Here is a 15758-nt window from a genome sequence, read left to right as displayed (position 1 = left end):
TCACTGCCTCCCTTCAGATGCAACTATGCAATTCGCAGCCCTTTGTTGAGCTCGCCATTCTTCCAAATCAGACATCCGGATTTTCACGGTTGGCTTCTTGGAACCAAGTACGCCGTAACGCTCATGAGGGATTTGTTTCAGCCGACACATGCGGTACAGCAGTTGCTCCGAAATGCCGAGATGCTCTGCTGCTTCCGGAATATCCATTGTACGGTCAGGTTGGGCAGACAATTTCTCCAACAGGCGAGCCTCAGCTGCTGCGACTTCATTAGTGACTATTGCACGGATTGCAGCTTCGATAGATTGACTCATTGTCCAAGCCTCACTTTCTAGTTAATCAGGCTATCCGTTTAAGCTTCATTCGTTCAAAAAGCTGTAGCAGTGCCTGCTTTCGTCGCTCAAAGTCCAAACTTGCCAATAGTAAACCAATGTCAGCACGCTGCAAAGCTTCGACCGCATGAATCTGCTTGCTGTTGAGATATGGCCGAATCGACTGCCCTTTTTCTATGCCGTGCAGTTCCCGGAATTGCTTTGCGCTCATTCCAAGCACGATCCGATTGATCATGTCCGCTTCGTTGGAGAAGTGATGGAATGCGACGTCCTTCCCCTGCAACTCTCTTGATGTTTGAATTGCATCCGTGAAAGCTGGGTGTTCGAGTTTTGCGGTAACAACCGATTTAATGAAATCTTCCATTTCGTTGAAACGGCGAATGTAAGATTCTTTGAATTTTCGAGCTTTCGTCCCCTTTATCTCCATAACCGCGAGAACAAACCCATCTTTAGTCATAAGGTATTCGCGGTTCTTCTTACCGGAGGCATCTTTGTAAGAGGACTCTCCAAAATTGGAGCGTCGAAATTCATCACTGACTCCACTTGTGGATGCAGTCAATTCATCAATCAACCTAAGAATGTGAGCATGTTGTCGACCGAACTCTTCAGCCACCTGCCGACTAGTGCAGAATGCTTGTCCACCACGTTCATACAGGCCGTACTCCGGATTGAGGATCAGCTTGGTCATCTTGCCACCTCGATTTCCATGCCGAGCATTTTTGCAATTTGTGGTTTTTGTTTTTCTCCAGAACGCGCGCCCTTGAAAATATCAGATACATAAGCGACCGATACACCGATCTCTTGGGCAACGTCCTTCATTTTGATATTCCGCTGAAGCATAACCTTCCTTGCTTCGGCTCCGAATTCCGTATAATGCGGCACCTTAATCCCTCCTCTGCAGATATTTGTAAAATTAACAGCTTAATTATTGACATGCAGTCTCAAATGTACTACCATCAGAAAGAAGGCATAACCAAATAAACGTCGTTGGGGAACGATTTTATGAAAGGGTCATTCGACCTCTGGTTTTTTATTGCCTTTTTTCGCTATTAATTAAGCTGTTGAACATAGTATAGTATCATATTTACGACCTGTCAACGGATTAGTAGTAAATTTAATACTTTTATTATATAGGAGGACATGTTAATGGCATTAGTAGGTCGTATTCAAGATTTATGCAGTAGCAAAAACACTACTCTAATAGGCTTAGAACGGGAAATTGGACTTGGAAGAGGCACTATCCGCAATTGGGATAAAAATTCACCTTCTGCAGATAAAGTGCAAAAGGTGGCCGAATATTTCGGAGTTTCAACTGACTATTTGCTTTATGGGTTCAATAAAGGAGAGTTCACTTCGCTTCTCAACATGGCTAGACATACGAAATCTACAAAGGATTTTTCCATAGATACAGGCTTAGATGAAAATTACTTGAACAGACTTTGTTCAGGAGTTGAATACAATCAACCTTCTGTCGACACTGTTATGAAGATTGCAATTCATAATGAAAACGATTGGCTAGTTGATGCCGAGTCGCTTTTTAAAGCAGCCGGCTATGAACTAGAAGAAATGAGTGGTGATTTGTTAGAGGATATCCCCATGCAGCTCTTACATCACTACCAAGAACAAGGGATGAGCGGCAGCCAAATGGCCATAGCTTACGCAAAATTCAGGGATGCCGAATTCAACGACGCGATGGCCGAACCGCCCCAGCAACCCTACTATTCCCTCAACGAAAAAGACGAGCGCGATATCGCCAAAGACCTGGAACGAATGTTAGAAAGCTTGGAATCAAATGAAGCCCTCGCTTTCAACGGTGAACCCATGGATGAGGAAACAAAACGTCTGTTTGCCATTTCACTTGAAAACTCTATGCGACTTGGTAAAGAAATGGCGAAGAAGAAATTCACACCAAACAAATATAGAGATTAAAACAGGGGATGGGATGCTGATGATTAAGCAGGCTGTAGCCCAACTCAGTAAATTTTACGGAACCAATTGTCCATATGATATCGCATCCCAGAGAAACATCTTGGTTCTATTCGAAATGTTGGGTGAAATGCTTGGCTACTTTAACACCTACAGGCGCACGAAAATGATCCACATTAATTCAGATATTTCCGAGGAAGATCAACGATTCACTTGCGCTCACGAATTGGGACATGCCCTCCTCCATCCTGGAGTAAGCACGCCTTTTCTACGCCGGCATACACTCCAGTCCATCGACAAGATCGAGCGACAGGCCAACCAGTTTGCCGCCGAGCTGCTTATTCCGGACAAGCTATTATTAGAGGGTATGTCGGTCTATGAAGCTGCTGCGATCTGTGGTGTACCTGAAGAAGTCGCGAATTTAAAGAATCTGCCGAAAAGAAGTTTTTGGAACGACGAGCAATCATACATTAACCTGTAACTTTGCGATTCCCAGCCGCAAGGCTGTTTACATACACCCATTAACCGAACATATGTTTGATAGGAGGAAGTGAATTGGCAAAAGGAAGCATTGAAAAGCGTGGCGATAACACATGGCGACTAACTGTAGATCTCGGCACCAATCCAGACGGCACACGAAACCGACCCCGCAAGACGGTCACCGTCGAGGACAAGGCTCTGCTGAAGACGACGAAAAAGCTCCGGGACTATCTGGAGGACCAACTCCACATTTTCAAGCAGGAAGTGGAATCTGGCGAGTACATCAAGCCGGCAAAGATGACATTTGCATCCTTCGTTGAGGAGTGGCGTTCCAAGTATGCTTCGAAGAATTTGGCCTTCAAAACGCTTTACACGTATGAATCCAATCTGAAGGTTCGAATAGTACCAGCGTTGGGCCATATGAAATTAGAGGATATCAAGCCACTGCACATTGCAGATTTTCTAGAGAAACTTACACAAGAGGGAGCATCGAAAAAGATTTCAACATCCGAGAAGAAGGAAGGGTTATCGTCCGGATCTGTAGAGGTCGCATACCGTATCCTCAAAAATATATTCACGCGGGCAGTCAAATGGCAGGTAGTAAAGAGCAATCCTGTTGCTGCAGTAGACAAGCCCAAGGTGCAGTACAAGGAGTATGTGCCATACGATGAAAATGAGGTAGCGTTGTTGCTTAACGCCCTCCAGAACGAACCATATACGTGGCGAATGATGATCACGCTGGCATTGACGACCGGAATGCGACGCAGCGAGTTGTTGGGGCTGGAGTGGAAACACGTCGATTGGAAAGCAGGCGTATTGGACATATCACAAACGATGGTTCATGCGCTTAAAGGGAACATCATCTTCAAAGAGCCTAAAACCAAAAAGTCGAAACGTAAAATTTCGTTACCGTCTTCTATTGTGGAAGAATTGCGAGCTTATACCGCACACCAGGCCAAAGAACGCGATAAGTACGGTTCCGCATGGAAGGGATGCAAGGACAAGGACGGCAATGAGTATCGTCTTGTATTCTGCCACGATGATGGAACGCCATTTCACCATGAGCGCCCCTACCTGTGGTTCAGGGCATTTCTTAAAAAGCATAAGCTGAGATACATCCGTTTCCACGATCTTCGTCATACCTCAGCCACAATACTTATTAATCAAGGTGTACACGCAAAAGTCATATCTGAAAGATTTGGACACGGGGACATTTCTACTACGATGAACGTTTACGGACACGTTCTCCGTACCGCCGATCAGGCTGCTGCCGACAAATTTGATAATATACTTAACTTCAAACCCGCCCCCAATTCGTCCCCAAACACTAACTCAAATACCTAAATACCCTTATAAATCAAGGAACAAACGACCTCCACATGACTCGTCCAAGGAAACATATCCACCGGAGTCACTTCCACCGTCCGGTACCCGCCGTCCTCCAGGACGCGAAGGTCGCGTGCGAGCGTGGAGGGGTTGCAGCTGACGTAGACGACGCGTTCCGGCTGCATCTTCAGGATCGTCTCCAGCAGCGCGGAGTCGCAGCCCTTGCGCGGCGGGTCGACGACGATGACGTCGGCCGTGGCGCCTTCCTTGCGCCAGCGGGGGATGACGACCTCGGCGGGCCCTGCTTCAAAGGTGGCATTCTCAACGCCGTTCAACGCCGCGTTGCGCTTGGCGTCTTCGATCGCTTCCGGTACGATCTCCACTCCGTATACATGGCCGGCCTTGCGTGCCAGGAACAGGCTGATCGTACCAATGCCGCAATAGGCGTCGATTACGTTTTCTTTGCCCGTCAGCGCGGCGTACTCCACGGCTTTGCCGTACAGGGCAACCGTCTGGGACGGGTTGACCTGATAGAAAGAGCGCGCCGAGATGGCGAAACGAATGCCGTCCAACTCGTCATAGATCACGTCGCTGCCCCACAGCGTACGGGTTTCGTCGCCGAAGATGACGTTTGTGTTACGCTCATTAACGTTCTGCACGATGCTCTTGAGGCCTGGCAGCTCAGCTCGAAGCGACTCGATCCACTCCGGCTGGCGTGGCAAACGCTGACTGTTGGTGACAAGGACAACCATGATTTCACCAGTAACGAAGCCGGTGCGCACCATGACATGGCGCAGCACGCCTTCTCCCGTCGTCTCGTCGTACGGCTTCACGCGCAGGTAACGCGCGATTCGCTTCACGACGCGCAGCGCCTCGTCGTTCCGATCATGCTGGATGAGGCAGTCGTCCATGTCGATGATGCGGTGCGTGCCGCGTTCGTAGAAACCTCCGACCAGCTCGCCGCTCGCGATTGCCGTTCCGATGGGCACGGCAGCCTTGTTGCGGTAGCGCCATGGGTTCTCCATGCCGATCGTAGGATGGACGACGATGCCGCCCTCTTCCCCGTCCCCCGCAACCGTCAGCTTGCCGATTCGCGTCAGGTTGTCGATGACATGTTGCCTCTTCCAGGTCAACTGGGCCTCGTAATCGAAATGCTGAAGCTGGCAGCCGCCGCATTCTTCGTAAATGTCGCAAGGTGGGTTCAGTCGATCCGGGCTTGCCGTTAGGAGCTCGTCCAGCTCGGCGTAGCCGTATTGTTTCTTCTGCTTCGTAACGTGCGCGCTGATCCGCTCGCCGGGCAAAGCGCCGGGGACGAACAGCGTATAACCGTCGACGCGGCCGACGCCTTCTCCGTCATGAGTCATGCCGCTGACATCCAGCGTCACTGGCGCATGGTGCGCAAAAGGTCCAGCCGGAGCCTTCGCGGAAGCTTCCCTCCCGCGATGCCCCGTTCCCGAGTTTGCCACGGCAGTCCCCGAAACCATAGCAGCTTTTCCCCCGGCTCCGCGCTTGTCTAAGCCCATTCTCTGCTCGGATCCACGCTTGTCCCATCCGCTTCCGCCACGTTTCCCGCCTGCCTGCGATCTGCCGCCCTGCGACTTAGCACTCTGGGCTCCCGCCTGTACTCTGCCGCCCTGCGGCTTCGCTCCTTGAGCCCCTGCCTGGCCTCTGCCCTTCTGTCCTTGCTTTGCTTTCTTCATAACACCGTTCTTCCTTCTCTTCCTGCCCGGCAGACCCGCGCCACGCCTCTCAGCGAAAAACAGCTAGCCGAACGCGACTAGCTGTACAAGCGACTACCGGATAGGTTTATGTGGTCCGCGGCACGGGCCGCGGCGTTCTTATGTAGTGAGGTCTATCCCTGTTCCGAGGTTTTACTGATACGTCGACACTCCGCTTTCATCCGCGAATATCCGAAGATGGGACGGTAGAACGGAGAAGGTGCACGGCAGCGCCCCGCCATATTCGCCGTCGAGATTGATCTGCACGTAATCCGGCGTCTTCACCTTAAGCTCGTTCGTGCGGAAGTGGATAACATGCGAATCGTTCAAATGTTCGCCGCGCAGCGCGAGCGTGACCAGCTTGATAAATTCGGCCAGATTCATTCGCTTGATAAGCAGGACGTCCAGCAGACCGTCGTCCAGCTTGGATTCCGGCGCAAGACGTTCGAAGCCTCCGACAGAGTTGCTGTTGCAGATGAGGAACATCATGAACTCGTCATGGAAATCGCCGACGCCGGCCGCCTCGAACTTCAGCTCCGTGGGACGCAGACGCGTCATTTTCTCCAGACCCTTCATATAATAGGCCAGTTGACCGATCATCGTCTTAAGCTTGCTTGGCACGTCGTAGGTCAGCTCTGTCAAGGAGCCGCCCCCGGCAATGTTAATGAAGTAGCGGTCATTCGCCTTGCCTACGTCGATGGGTCTCGTATATTGCCCGATAATGAGATCGCAGGCGTATTCCCAATGCTTGGGGATGCCGGTCGCTCTCGCGAAATCGTTTGTCGTGCCTACCGGAAGTATGCCAAGAGGCGGTCGATTCGGCTTGTTCGCCAGTCCGTTGATGACCTCGTACAACGTGCCGTCTCCGCCAGCAGCGATGATCATATCGTAGTCGCGATCGGCAGCGTCTGCCGCAGCGAGGGTCGCGTCTCCTTCGCCGATCGTCGCATGACAGGTCGCCTCGATCCCGCCCTGGTCAAGCCGCTGAAGAATGTCGGGAAGCCTGCGCTTCATCTCTTCCCTACCCGAAGTGGGGTTATAGATTAGTCTTGCCCGTTTCATCGAAACCTCGCTCCTCCTCTTTAATTGTCTCCTGCTTCTGTCAGGTACCCGCTGTCGCGCAGCCAATCCGTCATCTGTGCCTTTAACCATCGGGGTATAGCCGGATGGAGCAGCATCGCCCTGCCATTGTATCTGTAATTCAACCCTTGCAGTCTGGAAGGGATAACGTGATTGCTAAAATATCCGGGGCTCAAAAACAACGGCACGACGATTACTTCGCGGTCCCGTTGTTCGGCTTGAAGCATCCTCAGCACGTCGGCCGCCATATCCGGCAGTAGCATGGCAGAAGCGGCGCGTCCGAATCCGCCCAGCAGACGCAGCTTCTCCGCAAGTCCGGACAATCCCGCTTGCCAGCGCTCGTGGAACACGGGCTCCTTGCTTCCATGTCCGATAAGCAGCAAAGCCTCTCTGGCAGGGTCGGTAGATAACTCCGCAATATTCGCCAGCAGCAGCTCGGCGATCTCCGGATCGTCGTCGATCGGCTTCCCATAGGTTACGCGCGCATTTACGCGGAACGTCCCCAGATCGCCCTCCAGCTTCGACAGCGGCGGCTGACCGAAGGCTTGACCGATCTCGTCCACATGCGTGCTCCCCGAAGAGACAAACAAAGGGATAACAAAAATATCGTTCACGCCTTGCCGTTCCAGCTCGTCGATGCCATCCTGGATCAACCTTCCCGCTACGATCTCCAGGAACGACGAAACGACGGGGACTTTGGCATCTATTGCAGCCGCATTCACCGCTTCGTCAACAAGCTTGATCCAGTTCTCCTCGCGCGAGCCGTGGCTAACGACCAATATGCCGGGTGTATGCATCCGAAACGCCCCCTTATTTGCCGAGACGCTCCAATGCCATCTTGTAACCGTCGTTGCCGTAATTGAGGCAACGCTTTACGCGAGAGATCGTTGCCGTGCTTGCGCCCGTCTCCGCTTCGATCTGGTTGTATGTACTCCCTTTGCCCAGCATGCGCGCTACTTCCAGGCGTTGAGACAAGGATTGGATTTCGTTTACCGTACAAAGATCGTCGAAGAAGACGTAACATTCCTCTACCGACTTCAACGTAAGGATCGCCTCGAATAGTTGGTCAATTGCTTTATCGTTCAGCTTCTTCAGCTGCATGCGCATTCACTCCCATAGTCACTATAAATTCTATTGTATCCTTTTGTCGGCGTTTGTTCAAACACAACCGTTCCCCTTCGTTGTAATTAGGAAGAATGTACGGGCTAATAACTATAAATTTATTAGGGAATCGGGACATTCGTCCAATCCAAGCGTTTGCCTATCCCATAAGCTAGTAGAAAAGAAGGGTTGTGATCCGTTGTGAATCCTTATCAAAATCCCGGAGCTGGCGGGCGCGGCAACAGCCACGGGAACGGTACAAGGAACATGCAAGTCAGCGAACAAGGCTTCTCGCATCGACAAGGCCAAAGCATGCTGAACCGTCCATATAGCGGCTTGCATGGCGGCTTCCAATATGACGACATGCCAACAAGGCAACATCAGCCGCAATCGTACCCGACATATCCCGTCATTGTCCACCAGGAATCACCGCGAGAGGGCCAGTCGAACCTGCTGCCAACCGTCTTGCCGCCGACGCAGAACAGTTTGCTGCCTGCCCCGCCTGCCTCTGGAGGAGGCGGCAAAGGGTTCTCGCTTGCAAACTTGCTCAAATACGCGAATCCGACCGAGATCAAAGGTTTTGTTGACCGTATGGGCGGACTGGACGGCATCCTCTCCACGGTAACCAAGGTGCAGAAGGTCGTCGGAAGCGTCTCCCAGATGGCTCCGCTCATGAAAGTGTTTATGGGCTCCTTCGGCAAGAAATCCCAGCCTGCACCAAGCGACAACGGAGGTTCCGGACTGTCTCGTCCGCGACCTCGCAAACGCCGCACCACTAACAGTGGAAGCGGACGGAAGTCGTCAGTGAAACGCCAGAACCGCCCAAGACGCAGAAGGTAAAAATTTGTAACGACACAAGGGACATTCCGATCATCGTCTAGTCCGGAGAGGATAACGATGAGGGAGTGTCCCTTGTTAGTTGAGAAAATCTCAATCGGGGCCTTTCGAAGAAAGGCGACCGCGTTTAGAGGCAGGTTTGTGTTGAAGTGTTGTACGGCTCACAGGAACAATGTCTTGATGATCCAGAAGAAGAACATCGCGAGCACCGCCGTAATCGGGATCGTAATGAACCAGGCCACCACGATTCTGCCCGCTACGCCCCAGCGCACGGCCGAGAAACGTTTCGCGCTGCCTACGCCGAGAATCGAGGACGTAATGACATGCGTCGTGCTGACGGGAAGGTGGATTAACGTTGCCGTTAGGATAACAACAGCGGATCCGATATCAGCCGCGAAGCCGTTGATCGGCTCGATCTTGAATATCTTGGTACCCATCGTCTTGATGATCTTCCAGCCGCCGACTGAAGTACCGAGCGCCATCGCAGTTGCAGCGGAGAGCTGCACCCAAAACGGAATATGGTCCGTGTTTTCTTGGACCCCGGCAGCGACTAGCGCGAATACGATAATGCCCATCGCCTTCTGCGCGTCGTTTGTACCGTGCGAGAACGATTGGAACATCGCCGTAATGACCTGCCCGCCTCGGAAGCCTTTGTTGATGGTATGCGGGCTGCTTTTCGCGAACACGCGCTTAAGAATCCACATCAGCAGGAAGCCCATTGCGAACGCGATAAGCGGAGATAGAAGAAGTGCTTTTAGAATATCGATGAATCCGCTGGCATTCAGCGAATTCATACCCGCTCCCACGATTACCGCTCCGGCCAATGAACCGATGAGCGCGTGCGAGGACGAGGACGGAATGCCGAACCACCAAGTAATCAAGTTCCATGCAATAGCAGACAGCAAGGCTGCAATGACGATCTCGATGCCGAACTCCAGGTCTGCCGGGTTGGCCACGCCGCTGCCGATCATCTTGGCTACGCCTGTAAACGTAATCGCGCCGAGGAAGTTCATGACTGCCGCCATGAGGACGGCAAGCTTTGGCTTGATGGCGCGCGTCGATACCGAGGTTGCGATCGCATTGGCCGTGTCGTGGAACCCGTTAATAAAGTCGAAGGCTAGCGCCAGGAAAACGACGATCCATAATACATATATCTCCATGTGTACGACTCCTGCTCCTCTGGATTAGCTGTTACGCATAATGATCGATTCCAGTATATTCGCTACATCCTCGCAGTAGTCGGTCGTCTGCTCAAGACGCTCGTAAATTTCCTTGCGCTTGATAAGCTCGATTGGGTCCTTCACGTTAGCGAACAGACTTGTCACGCTGACGCGAAGCAGGTCGTCGGCTTGATTCTCAAGTTCGTTAATGGCGATTGTATGCTCTCTCATCGCTAGCAGCTTCTTTTGCGTAAGTAATTGAATCGCTTTGCGAATCTGATGAGTAGAACGTACGATAACGTCGGCGAACAACGTAATATATTCGTCCTTCTCACGAACATTGTACATTTCGAACCGGGAAGCGCATGCCTCGATTCCGTCCAGGACATCGTCCAGCGAGGTCGTGAGGGCCATGATGTCCTCCCGTTCGATTGGCGTGATGAAGGTTTTGTTCAGTTCTTTCAAGATGGTGTGCGTAAATTGATCGCACTGGCTTTCCATCTCTTTCATTCGCTTGGCGAATGCCGTCAAGTTCGACAGATCCGAAACGCCTGCAGCGAAATATTCGGTGGCTTCAACCAACGTATCGCCCATCGCTTCGAGCGTTGTGAAAAAAATGTCCTTTTTCTTAAACATGTCAATCCCCTTATCCACTAGAAAATGGTATGTCGCTGACGGACAGTAACTCGCCCTAACGTAGTTTACACTACAATTGTTAAGGGAATGTAAACATCCATGAAAAATTTAAACATATTTTTTCGAGTACCACAATAGCTCCATCGTAATTTGTGATGAGAAAATCTCAACGTAAACACTCCTATGCGGTAAATAACAGGAAAAGAGGATTCCGCAGCGGAATCCTCTTTTAACGTTCCGCCTCCTTAGCTTATCCAGCGCTGGCGGATTGTACCCATGCCACATGCTCGGCGAGCGCCGGCTTGTTAGGCACGATATGTATATAAGTTTTGCCCGGCACCAGCGAGATCTCGGCGCCTTCCTTCGTTGCGAACCGGATCATGTCGTCCGGAGCGGACACCCAGTCGATATCGATCTTCTTTCCTTTCTGGAACAAGTAGGCATTGCCTCCCGACACCAGGTCGACGGACAGTCTTCCGACATCATCAAGCGTCCTGTGCGTTGTCTCGAATACAATCAGATTGGCCGCGGCAAGCGTAGCGTTGTTGTTCAAGTCGATATGAGGTTCGCCGTTGATCGACCGGCTGTAAAGACCGGAGGTCTCATCGTAGATATAACCTACCTTATAGCTGTCCATCAGAAATTTGATCGTAATGTCGCGCGCATCCTCGGCGCCAGACGCGCCGGCGACCGTCCCGTTCTCCGAGAACTGATAGACGGGGACTGGCTTGTCGTCGCTGTACTTCTTTTTCTCGGCGCCATCGCGAAGCTTCTCCAGCGAGGAATACAAATTATGCGGAGCCTTGCGGTCCTTGCTCCTCCAGAAGTACGAGCCTGCGTTCGTGATTTCGTCGAGATAAGGTTTGCCTTGCTTCTGCAGAATGCCATAAGCTTCGGGACTCCCGCCCGCATGGGCCATTACCGCTCCATAGCTGTCGGCGATATCGATCAAATATTTGCGGTTGCTGCGAATAGGACCAATCGTGTCGGAGAGTGACTCCGTGCTTTGGAAGATCGCGACAAGCCTGGTAATGCCGCCTTCGGCGAGCACTTCCCAGATGACGTCGGCTCCCGTCAAGCCGGACTGCGGTCTGGCCGCGGAGAAGTTGTTGATCATAACGGCCATCGGTCTAAACTTTGCCTCTTGCGCAAGTCCGATGCCGGATAAAGGCGCTGTGTAGGGAAGCGGCGCAGCAGTCGGAATTGGAGTTGCTTCCATCGTCGGAGAAGCCGTCGGCTCCGGCGGTACGTTAACGGGAGCTGCATTGCTGCCGCCGCATGCTGCCGTCATCACGATTGTAGCCGCAAGTATAGCTGCGAGACTTCCCCTCAATCGGTTGTTCATGAATAACCCGCCTCTGCTAGAAAGTTGGTAATCATAGAATCTTTTACCGTCTATCTACTATTTAAGCACAGGTTAGGGCGAGATGTCTCGACAAAAATGATCTTTTTTCCGTCAAATCGACCAGTGAAGCCAATCCTGCTGCTTGCGGTCGAGGCCTGACAGCCACTCCGCGGTCACGCGAATCGCCTCTTCCTGATGCTGCTTGGAGGAATAGGTATGGCCCGCCTGGAAAATAATCTCTTTGTCGCACAGCCCCTCGCTTCTCGTCCAGAACACCTTCTGATACAGGAAGCTGTAGTCGACGGGAATGAGCTCGTCGCTCGTGCCATGAACAAGCAGCACCTCTCCGCCGAAACGTGTCGCCGATTGGAACGGCTGATGCTCCATCAGGGATTCGAAGAACACAGTCTGGAGAGAGTAACCGGCATAGTCGGTTCTGCCTTTCGTTACCGCCTCGTCATAGCCGTCCTTCCCGACAATTCGAACGATGTCGGTAAACGGATATCCGACGGCGGACCACATGATAAGCCGCTTGACCCGCTTATCTTTCACCGCGGTCAACAAGGCGACGGCGCCTCCCAGGCTGTGTCCAAGCAATACGATACGCGAAGGATCCACGCAATCCATTCCAAACACATAATCGATGGCCGTCCTCGTCTGATCGATCATGGCATTGAAGCCTAGTGCTCCGTAGTCCCCGTTGCTCTCTCCGCAGCCGCCATAATCGAAACGAAGCACGTAGGAGCCTTGCGCAGCAAGCTCCCTTGCCGCCTTTACGAATAGACGGTCCACGCCGACCCGGCTGCCGATAAATCCATGGCATATGACGATGGCCTGACGCTTCTCGTCCAGATGATGTCCTCTTGTTGGATAATGCAGGGTAGCTTGCAGATCCAGATCTCCATGCTTAAGAGTCAATTGCTTCTCCATGACCATTCCTCCAATACCAAAATTCTATATATAATAATTCCTATAAGTTAACTATGAATTAGATGCATTCATCCTAACATTTCCACGGGCAGACTGTCAACGGGTATCCCGCATGGAGTTGGCAGTTGCAGCGCACACTAATACAAAAAAGCCGATCTCCCGCAAGAGATTCGGCTTGGCGTGCAGTAAAACAATATCAACATCGGAGGTGAACGAAATGCCTGAAATGCCATTGTGGATTGCATGGCTTCGCGACAACTGGCTGTCGATTATGTTATGCGCCGGCGTTATTATTGCCGTCATATACGTCATAGCCAATCGGAAGCTGCTTTTCTTTAAGGAGTAGACCGCTCCCGCGTGTAAGAGGTTGTTCAAAAAGTCCGCTTCCCATTACGAAGTAACTCTAGATGCATACTCGACGTCGAATTTTTCCTGAAACCCACGAAAGTGAAGGGAAGCTTCGATATCAATTCCGATTACTTTCGCGGGGCCCGAGGTTTGCCGAACCTAAGCATATGCTTACGAAGTATGTTTCCTCCGGAAACATTGCAGGTGCTCACGTAGCTTCCACTACGCTCCGCTCCTCAGGTCCTAGCTTCATTCAATCTTCTCGGTACTGAGAACCGAACTTTTTGAACACGAACTATAAGGTATCGTAATCGTCGCGATCGTTCCCGCTCCCCGTTCGCTGTCGATACGAAGCTCGCCGCCGTGCAGCTCTATGATTTCCTTGCAAATCGCCAGCCCCAGGCCAGATCCGCCTTGACCGGAGCTGGCTTTGTAGAATTTCTCCGTAACATGGGGCAGATCCTCCGCTTCAATCCCGCATCCCGTATCCGAAACCGTCACCCGCGCCACGTGCAACTCTTCAGATACTGTAGTCGCCACACGAATCGTCCCTCCCGGAGGCGTGAACTTGAACGCGTTGTCGATGAGATTAATAACGACCTGCTTAAGACGGTTCGCGTCGCCGCTGACGACAATCGGTCCCGCCGCGTAAGACGCCATCAGCTTCACTCGCGTCCCTTCCTCCCGCACGGCCAACTGTCTGACCGTTTCCTTGACAGGGCCGTTCAAGTCCAGCACCTCGGTGTGCAGCTCCATAGAGCTTGCGGACAGCTTGGAGAAGTCCAGCAGATCCTCGACAAGACCGGTGAGCCGTTCCGTTTCCTTGCTAATGATGGAGAGCCCGAGCTTGACCTCTTCGTCGTCGCGGTCCGGCTCGCTTTCCTTCAACGTTTCGCTCCAACCCTTGATGGAGGTAAGCGGGGTTCGCAGCTCATGCGATATCGACGATATAAAATCATTTTTGAGCTTCTCCCGTTTATTCAGCTCGCTCACCATTACGTTAAACGTCTCGGACAGCTGTCCAATTTCGTCCCCGCTGCGTTTCATCGCCCGTTTCGTCCAATCTCCCTCCGCCATATACCTCGCCGCCCGCTTCAGCTCCTGAATCGGTCCCACGATGCGCTGCGCCAGGAACAGGCTTAAGCCCAGAAACAACAGGATAACGGATATCCCCGTGATGACGGCCATCTGGATCAGCTGCCCCACCATGCTGTCTACCCGCTCCAGCGACGACGTATACCGCAGCAAAGAAACGACGCGCGTATCCCCGCGCAGCGGAATCGTGACGGATGTCACCCGCTCGCCGTAATAAGGATCCACGCCGCTCCAAGTCCCTGTTTGTCCCGCCATTGCGCTTCTAACGTCGGCCGACGAATAGCGAATGCGGGGAGCGAATCCGTCCGAGTCAATACGCAGTTCTCCCTCGCTGCTGAGCAGCTGAATTCGAGTGGGACCGCCGTCGGCCATATTTTGAAGCAAATAATCGGCCTGGTCATGCAGACTAAGCGAAGTCAGCGACCGGCTGTGCTGCGTAAAGGCAGATTCGGCGCGCTGCTTCACGGAGCTCTGCGCGCTGCCGTAATAATAATTCCAGATGAGTATGACGAAAGCTGCTCCCAGCACCGCGACAACCAGCGCAATCAGAAGCAGATAGCTCCATACCATCTTCGCCTTAATGCTTCTCATTCCGCAGCTCCCCGTCTCCAGCGATAACCGAACCCCCAGACCGTCTCGATGAACGCCGGTTCCGAAGGACTTGCCTCCAACTTCTGTCGAATGCGCCGGATATTGACGTCCACAACCTTAAGATCGCCAACATAATACCGACCCCATACCTCGGTCAAAATATGATCCCTGCTCACGCTTTTCCCCGCGCTCTCCATAAGCAGCCTTACCAACGCCCACTCGGTAGGGGTGAGCACGATCTCCTGGCCGTTTTTCCATAACCGCCGCTGAGATACCGACAGACGGAACGGACCGCTGACGACCTCATCGGACGGACTCAGGATATTTTGGATATGGACCGGCAAGCTTTCCTCAGGGATTGCCTTACCGCCGGATTGCGTCAATGCTCCGTCGATGGCGCTTGCTGATTCCGATGCAACAGCCGATTCCGCCTGAGAAACGGCTTCTCGATCTACAGCGGTCACCGGCTGCGGCTCCGCATGCATCCGACGATAGAGCGATTTGATTCGGGCGACTAGCTCGCCAGGGCTAAACGGTTTCTGCACATAATCGTCGGCGCCTAGCTCCAATCCCTTGATCTTGTCCTCTTCTTGCGACTTCGCCGTCAGCATGATGATACCCATCCGGGGATATCGCGCTCTAAGTTGCTCGCATACTTCGAACCCGCTGATTGTAGGCAGCATGACATCAAGCAGCGCGATATCGAACGGTCCGTCGTTTTCAGCGCAAGCAAGCGCTTGTTCGCCGTTCTCCGCCTCGGTGACGATCATATCGTTGCGCCTGAGATTAATGCGGACAAACCCCCTTATCGATTCTTCATCCTCCAGCAACAAGATTCGCATTGGATATTCCCCC

The 15758-nt window shown here is 52.4% G+C and carries 17 protein-coding genes and 2 pseudogenes; 6 read left to right on the top strand and 13 right to left on the bottom strand.

Translation table 11 applies throughout. The features are described 5' to 3' along the window. The 3 genes from B1748_RS29000 to B1748_RS28990 are packed head-to-tail and all read right to left on the bottom strand — an operon-like array spanning position 1 to position 1212. Positions 1–312 (bottom strand): helix-turn-helix domain-containing protein, encoded by a 312-nt coding sequence (locus B1748_RS29000; protein ID WP_087571452.1) that lies wholly within the window; start codon positions 310–312, stop codon positions 1–3. A gap of 25 nt (positions 313–337) precedes the next feature. After that, complete coding sequence (locus tag B1748_RS28995; RefSeq protein ID WP_087571451.1) at positions 338–1018, bottom strand: Rha family transcriptional regulator; 681 nt, start codon at positions 1016–1018, stop codon at positions 338–340. Next, positions 1015–1212 (bottom strand): helix-turn-helix domain-containing protein, encoded by a 198-nt coding sequence (locus tag B1748_RS28990; protein ID WP_087571450.1) that lies wholly within the window; start codon positions 1210–1212, stop codon positions 1015–1017. Before B1748_RS28990 ends, B1748_RS28995 begins: the two co-directional genes overlap by 4 nt. A 258-nt stretch (positions 1213–1470) precedes the next feature. Between B1748_RS28990 and B1748_RS36595 the strand changes: the two are divergent. From B1748_RS36595 to B1748_RS28975, 4 genes and pseudogenes are all read left to right on the top strand, one after another. Continuing rightward, a pseudogene (locus B1748_RS36595) lies at positions 1471–1641 on the top strand (helix-turn-helix domain-containing protein); the annotation flags it as partial. 405 nt (positions 1642–2046) lie between these two features. Then, positions 2047–2259 (top strand): annotated as a pseudogene (locus B1748_RS28985) (transcriptional regulator); the annotation flags it as partial. Between the two features lie 13 nt (positions 2260–2272). Then, positions 2273–2737, top strand: coding sequence for an ImmA/IrrE family metallo-endopeptidase (locus tag B1748_RS28980; RefSeq protein WP_218781666.1), 465 nt, complete (start codon positions 2273–2275; stop codon positions 2735–2737). Between the two features lie 74 nt (positions 2738–2811). Continuing rightward, positions 2812–4080, top strand: coding sequence for a tyrosine-type recombinase/integrase (locus B1748_RS28975; RefSeq protein ID WP_087571448.1), 1269 nt, complete (start codon positions 2812–2814; stop codon positions 4078–4080). Here the strand turns inward: B1748_RS28975 and rlmD are convergent. The 4 genes from rlmD to B1748_RS28955 form a co-directional block, all read right to left on the bottom strand. Then, the gene (gene rlmD / locus B1748_RS28970; RefSeq protein WP_256976010.1) at positions 4077–5762 is read right to left on the bottom strand and encodes a 23S rRNA (uracil(1939)-C(5))-methyltransferase RlmD; all 1686 of its coding nucleotides are present in this window, start codon (positions 5760–5762) and stop codon (positions 4077–4079) included. The genes B1748_RS28975 and rlmD overlap by 4 nt on opposite strands. Positions 5763–5933: 171 nt before the next feature. Continuing rightward, positions 5934–6842, bottom strand: a complete 909-nt coding sequence (locus tag B1748_RS28965; RefSeq protein ID WP_087571447.1) for a diacylglycerol kinase — start codon at positions 6840–6842, stop codon at positions 5934–5936. A 20-nt stretch (positions 6843–6862) separates the two neighbouring features. Beyond that, positions 6863–7657, bottom strand: coding sequence for a sirohydrochlorin chelatase (locus tag B1748_RS28960; RefSeq protein ID WP_087571446.1), 795 nt, complete (start codon positions 7655–7657; stop codon positions 6863–6865). 13 nt (positions 7658–7670) lie between these two features. After that, positions 7671–7961, bottom strand: a complete 291-nt coding sequence (locus B1748_RS28955; protein WP_087571445.1) for a YerC/YecD family TrpR-related protein — start codon at positions 7959–7961, stop codon at positions 7671–7673. 201 nt (positions 7962–8162) lie between these two features. On the opposite strand from B1748_RS28955, the gene B1748_RS28950 reads away from it, so the two are divergent. Then, entirely contained in the window at positions 8163–8801 is a 639-nt protein-coding gene (locus B1748_RS28950; protein WP_087571444.1) for a hypothetical protein, read from the top strand. Positions 8802–8959: 158 nt separating this feature from the next. On the opposite strand, the gene B1748_RS28945 is transcribed toward B1748_RS28950, so the two are convergent. The 4 genes from B1748_RS28945 to B1748_RS28930 form a co-directional block, all read right to left on the bottom strand. Then, complete coding sequence (locus B1748_RS28945) at positions 8960–9958, bottom strand: inorganic phosphate transporter (protein ID WP_087571443.1); 999 nt, start codon at positions 9956–9958, stop codon at positions 8960–8962. 24 nt (positions 9959–9982) lie between these two features. After that, entirely contained in the window at positions 9983–10594 is a 612-nt protein-coding gene (locus tag B1748_RS28940; protein WP_087571442.1) for a DUF47 domain-containing protein, read from the bottom strand. Between the two features lie 250 nt (positions 10595–10844). Continuing rightward, entirely contained in the window at positions 10845–11939 is a 1095-nt protein-coding gene (locus B1748_RS28935; RefSeq protein ID WP_087571441.1) for a DUF3048 domain-containing protein, read from the bottom strand. 111 nt (positions 11940–12050) lie between these two features. Further along, positions 12051–12869, bottom strand: coding sequence for an alpha/beta hydrolase (locus B1748_RS28930; RefSeq protein WP_087571440.1), 819 nt, complete (start codon positions 12867–12869; stop codon positions 12051–12053). 217 nt (positions 12870–13086) lie between these two features. On the opposite strand from B1748_RS28930, the gene B1748_RS37675 reads away from it, so the two are divergent. Beyond that, a complete protein-coding gene (locus tag B1748_RS37675) occupies positions 13087–13215 on the top strand; it encodes a hypothetical protein (protein WP_256976009.1) in 129 nt (42 codons plus the stop codon). A 251-nt stretch (positions 13216–13466) separates the two neighbouring features. On the opposite strand, the gene B1748_RS28925 is transcribed toward B1748_RS37675, so the two are convergent. Then, on the bottom strand, positions 13467–14903 hold the full coding sequence (locus B1748_RS28925; RefSeq protein ID WP_087571439.1) for a sensor histidine kinase: 1437 nt from the start codon (positions 14901–14903) through the stop codon (positions 13467–13469). Further along, a complete protein-coding gene (locus B1748_RS28920; RefSeq protein ID WP_087571438.1) occupies positions 14900–15745 on the bottom strand; it encodes a response regulator transcription factor in 846 nt (281 codons plus the stop codon). Before B1748_RS28920 ends, B1748_RS28925 begins: the two co-directional genes overlap by 4 nt. Positions 15746–15758 lie beyond the last annotated feature (13 nt).

Source organism: Paenibacillus sp. MY03 (assembly GCF_002165585.1).
In the GTDB taxonomy this organism is placed as follows: domain Bacteria; phylum Bacillota; class Bacilli; order Paenibacillales; family Paenibacillaceae; genus Pristimantibacillus; species Pristimantibacillus agaridevorans.
The sequence above is the reverse complement of the archived record's forward strand: the minus strand, read 5'-3'. Positions and strand labels throughout refer to the sequence as shown.

Excerpts from the sequence above, each read along its gene's own strand:
- rlmD (WP_256976010.1), bottom strand. The coding sequence starts at position 5,762 with ATGAAGAAAGCAAAGCAAGGACAGAAGGGCAGAGGCCAGGCAGGGGCT.
- B1748_RS28965 (WP_087571447.1), bottom strand. The coding sequence starts at position 6,842 with ATGAAACGGGCAAGACTAATCTATAACCCCACTTCGGGTAGGGAAGAG.
- B1748_RS28960 (WP_087571446.1), bottom strand. The coding sequence starts at position 7,657 with ATGCATACACCCGGCATATTGGTCGTTAGCCACGGCTCGCGCGAGGAG.
- B1748_RS28930 (WP_087571440.1), bottom strand. The coding sequence starts at position 12,869 with ATGGAGAAGCAATTGACTCTTAAGCATGGAGATCTGGATCTGCAAGCT.
- B1748_RS28920 (WP_087571438.1), bottom strand. The coding sequence starts at position 15,745 with ATGCGAATCTTGTTGCTGGAGGATGAAGAATCGATAAGGGGGTTTGTC.
- B1748_RS37675 (WP_256976009.1), top strand. The coding sequence starts at position 13,087 with ATGCCTGAAATGCCATTGTGGATTGCATGGCTTCGCGACAACTGGCTG.
- B1748_RS28935 (WP_087571441.1), bottom strand. The coding sequence starts at position 11,939 with ATGAACAACCGATTGAGGGGAAGTCTCGCAGCTATACTTGCGGCTACA.
- B1748_RS28940 (WP_087571442.1), bottom strand. The coding sequence starts at position 10,594 with ATGTTTAAGAAAAAGGACATTTTTTTCACAACGCTCGAAGCGATGGGC.
- B1748_RS28995 (WP_087571451.1), bottom strand. The coding sequence starts at position 1,018 with ATGACCAAGCTGATCCTCAATCCGGAGTACGGCCTGTATGAACGTGGT.
- B1748_RS28955 (WP_087571445.1), bottom strand. The coding sequence starts at position 7,961 with ATGCAGCTGAAGAAGCTGAACGATAAAGCAATTGACCAACTATTCGAG.
- B1748_RS28945 (WP_087571443.1), bottom strand. The coding sequence starts at position 9,958 with ATGGAGATATATGTATTATGGATCGTCGTTTTCCTGGCGCTAGCCTTC.
- B1748_RS28925 (WP_087571439.1), bottom strand. The coding sequence starts at position 14,903 with ATGAGAAGCATTAAGGCGAAGATGGTATGGAGCTATCTGCTTCTGATT.
- B1748_RS28980 (WP_218781666.1), top strand. The coding sequence starts at position 2,273 with ATGCTGATGATTAAGCAGGCTGTAGCCCAACTCAGTAAATTTTACGGA.
- B1748_RS29000 (WP_087571452.1), bottom strand. The coding sequence starts at position 312 with ATGAGTCAATCTATCGAAGCTGCAATCCGTGCAATAGTCACTAATGAA.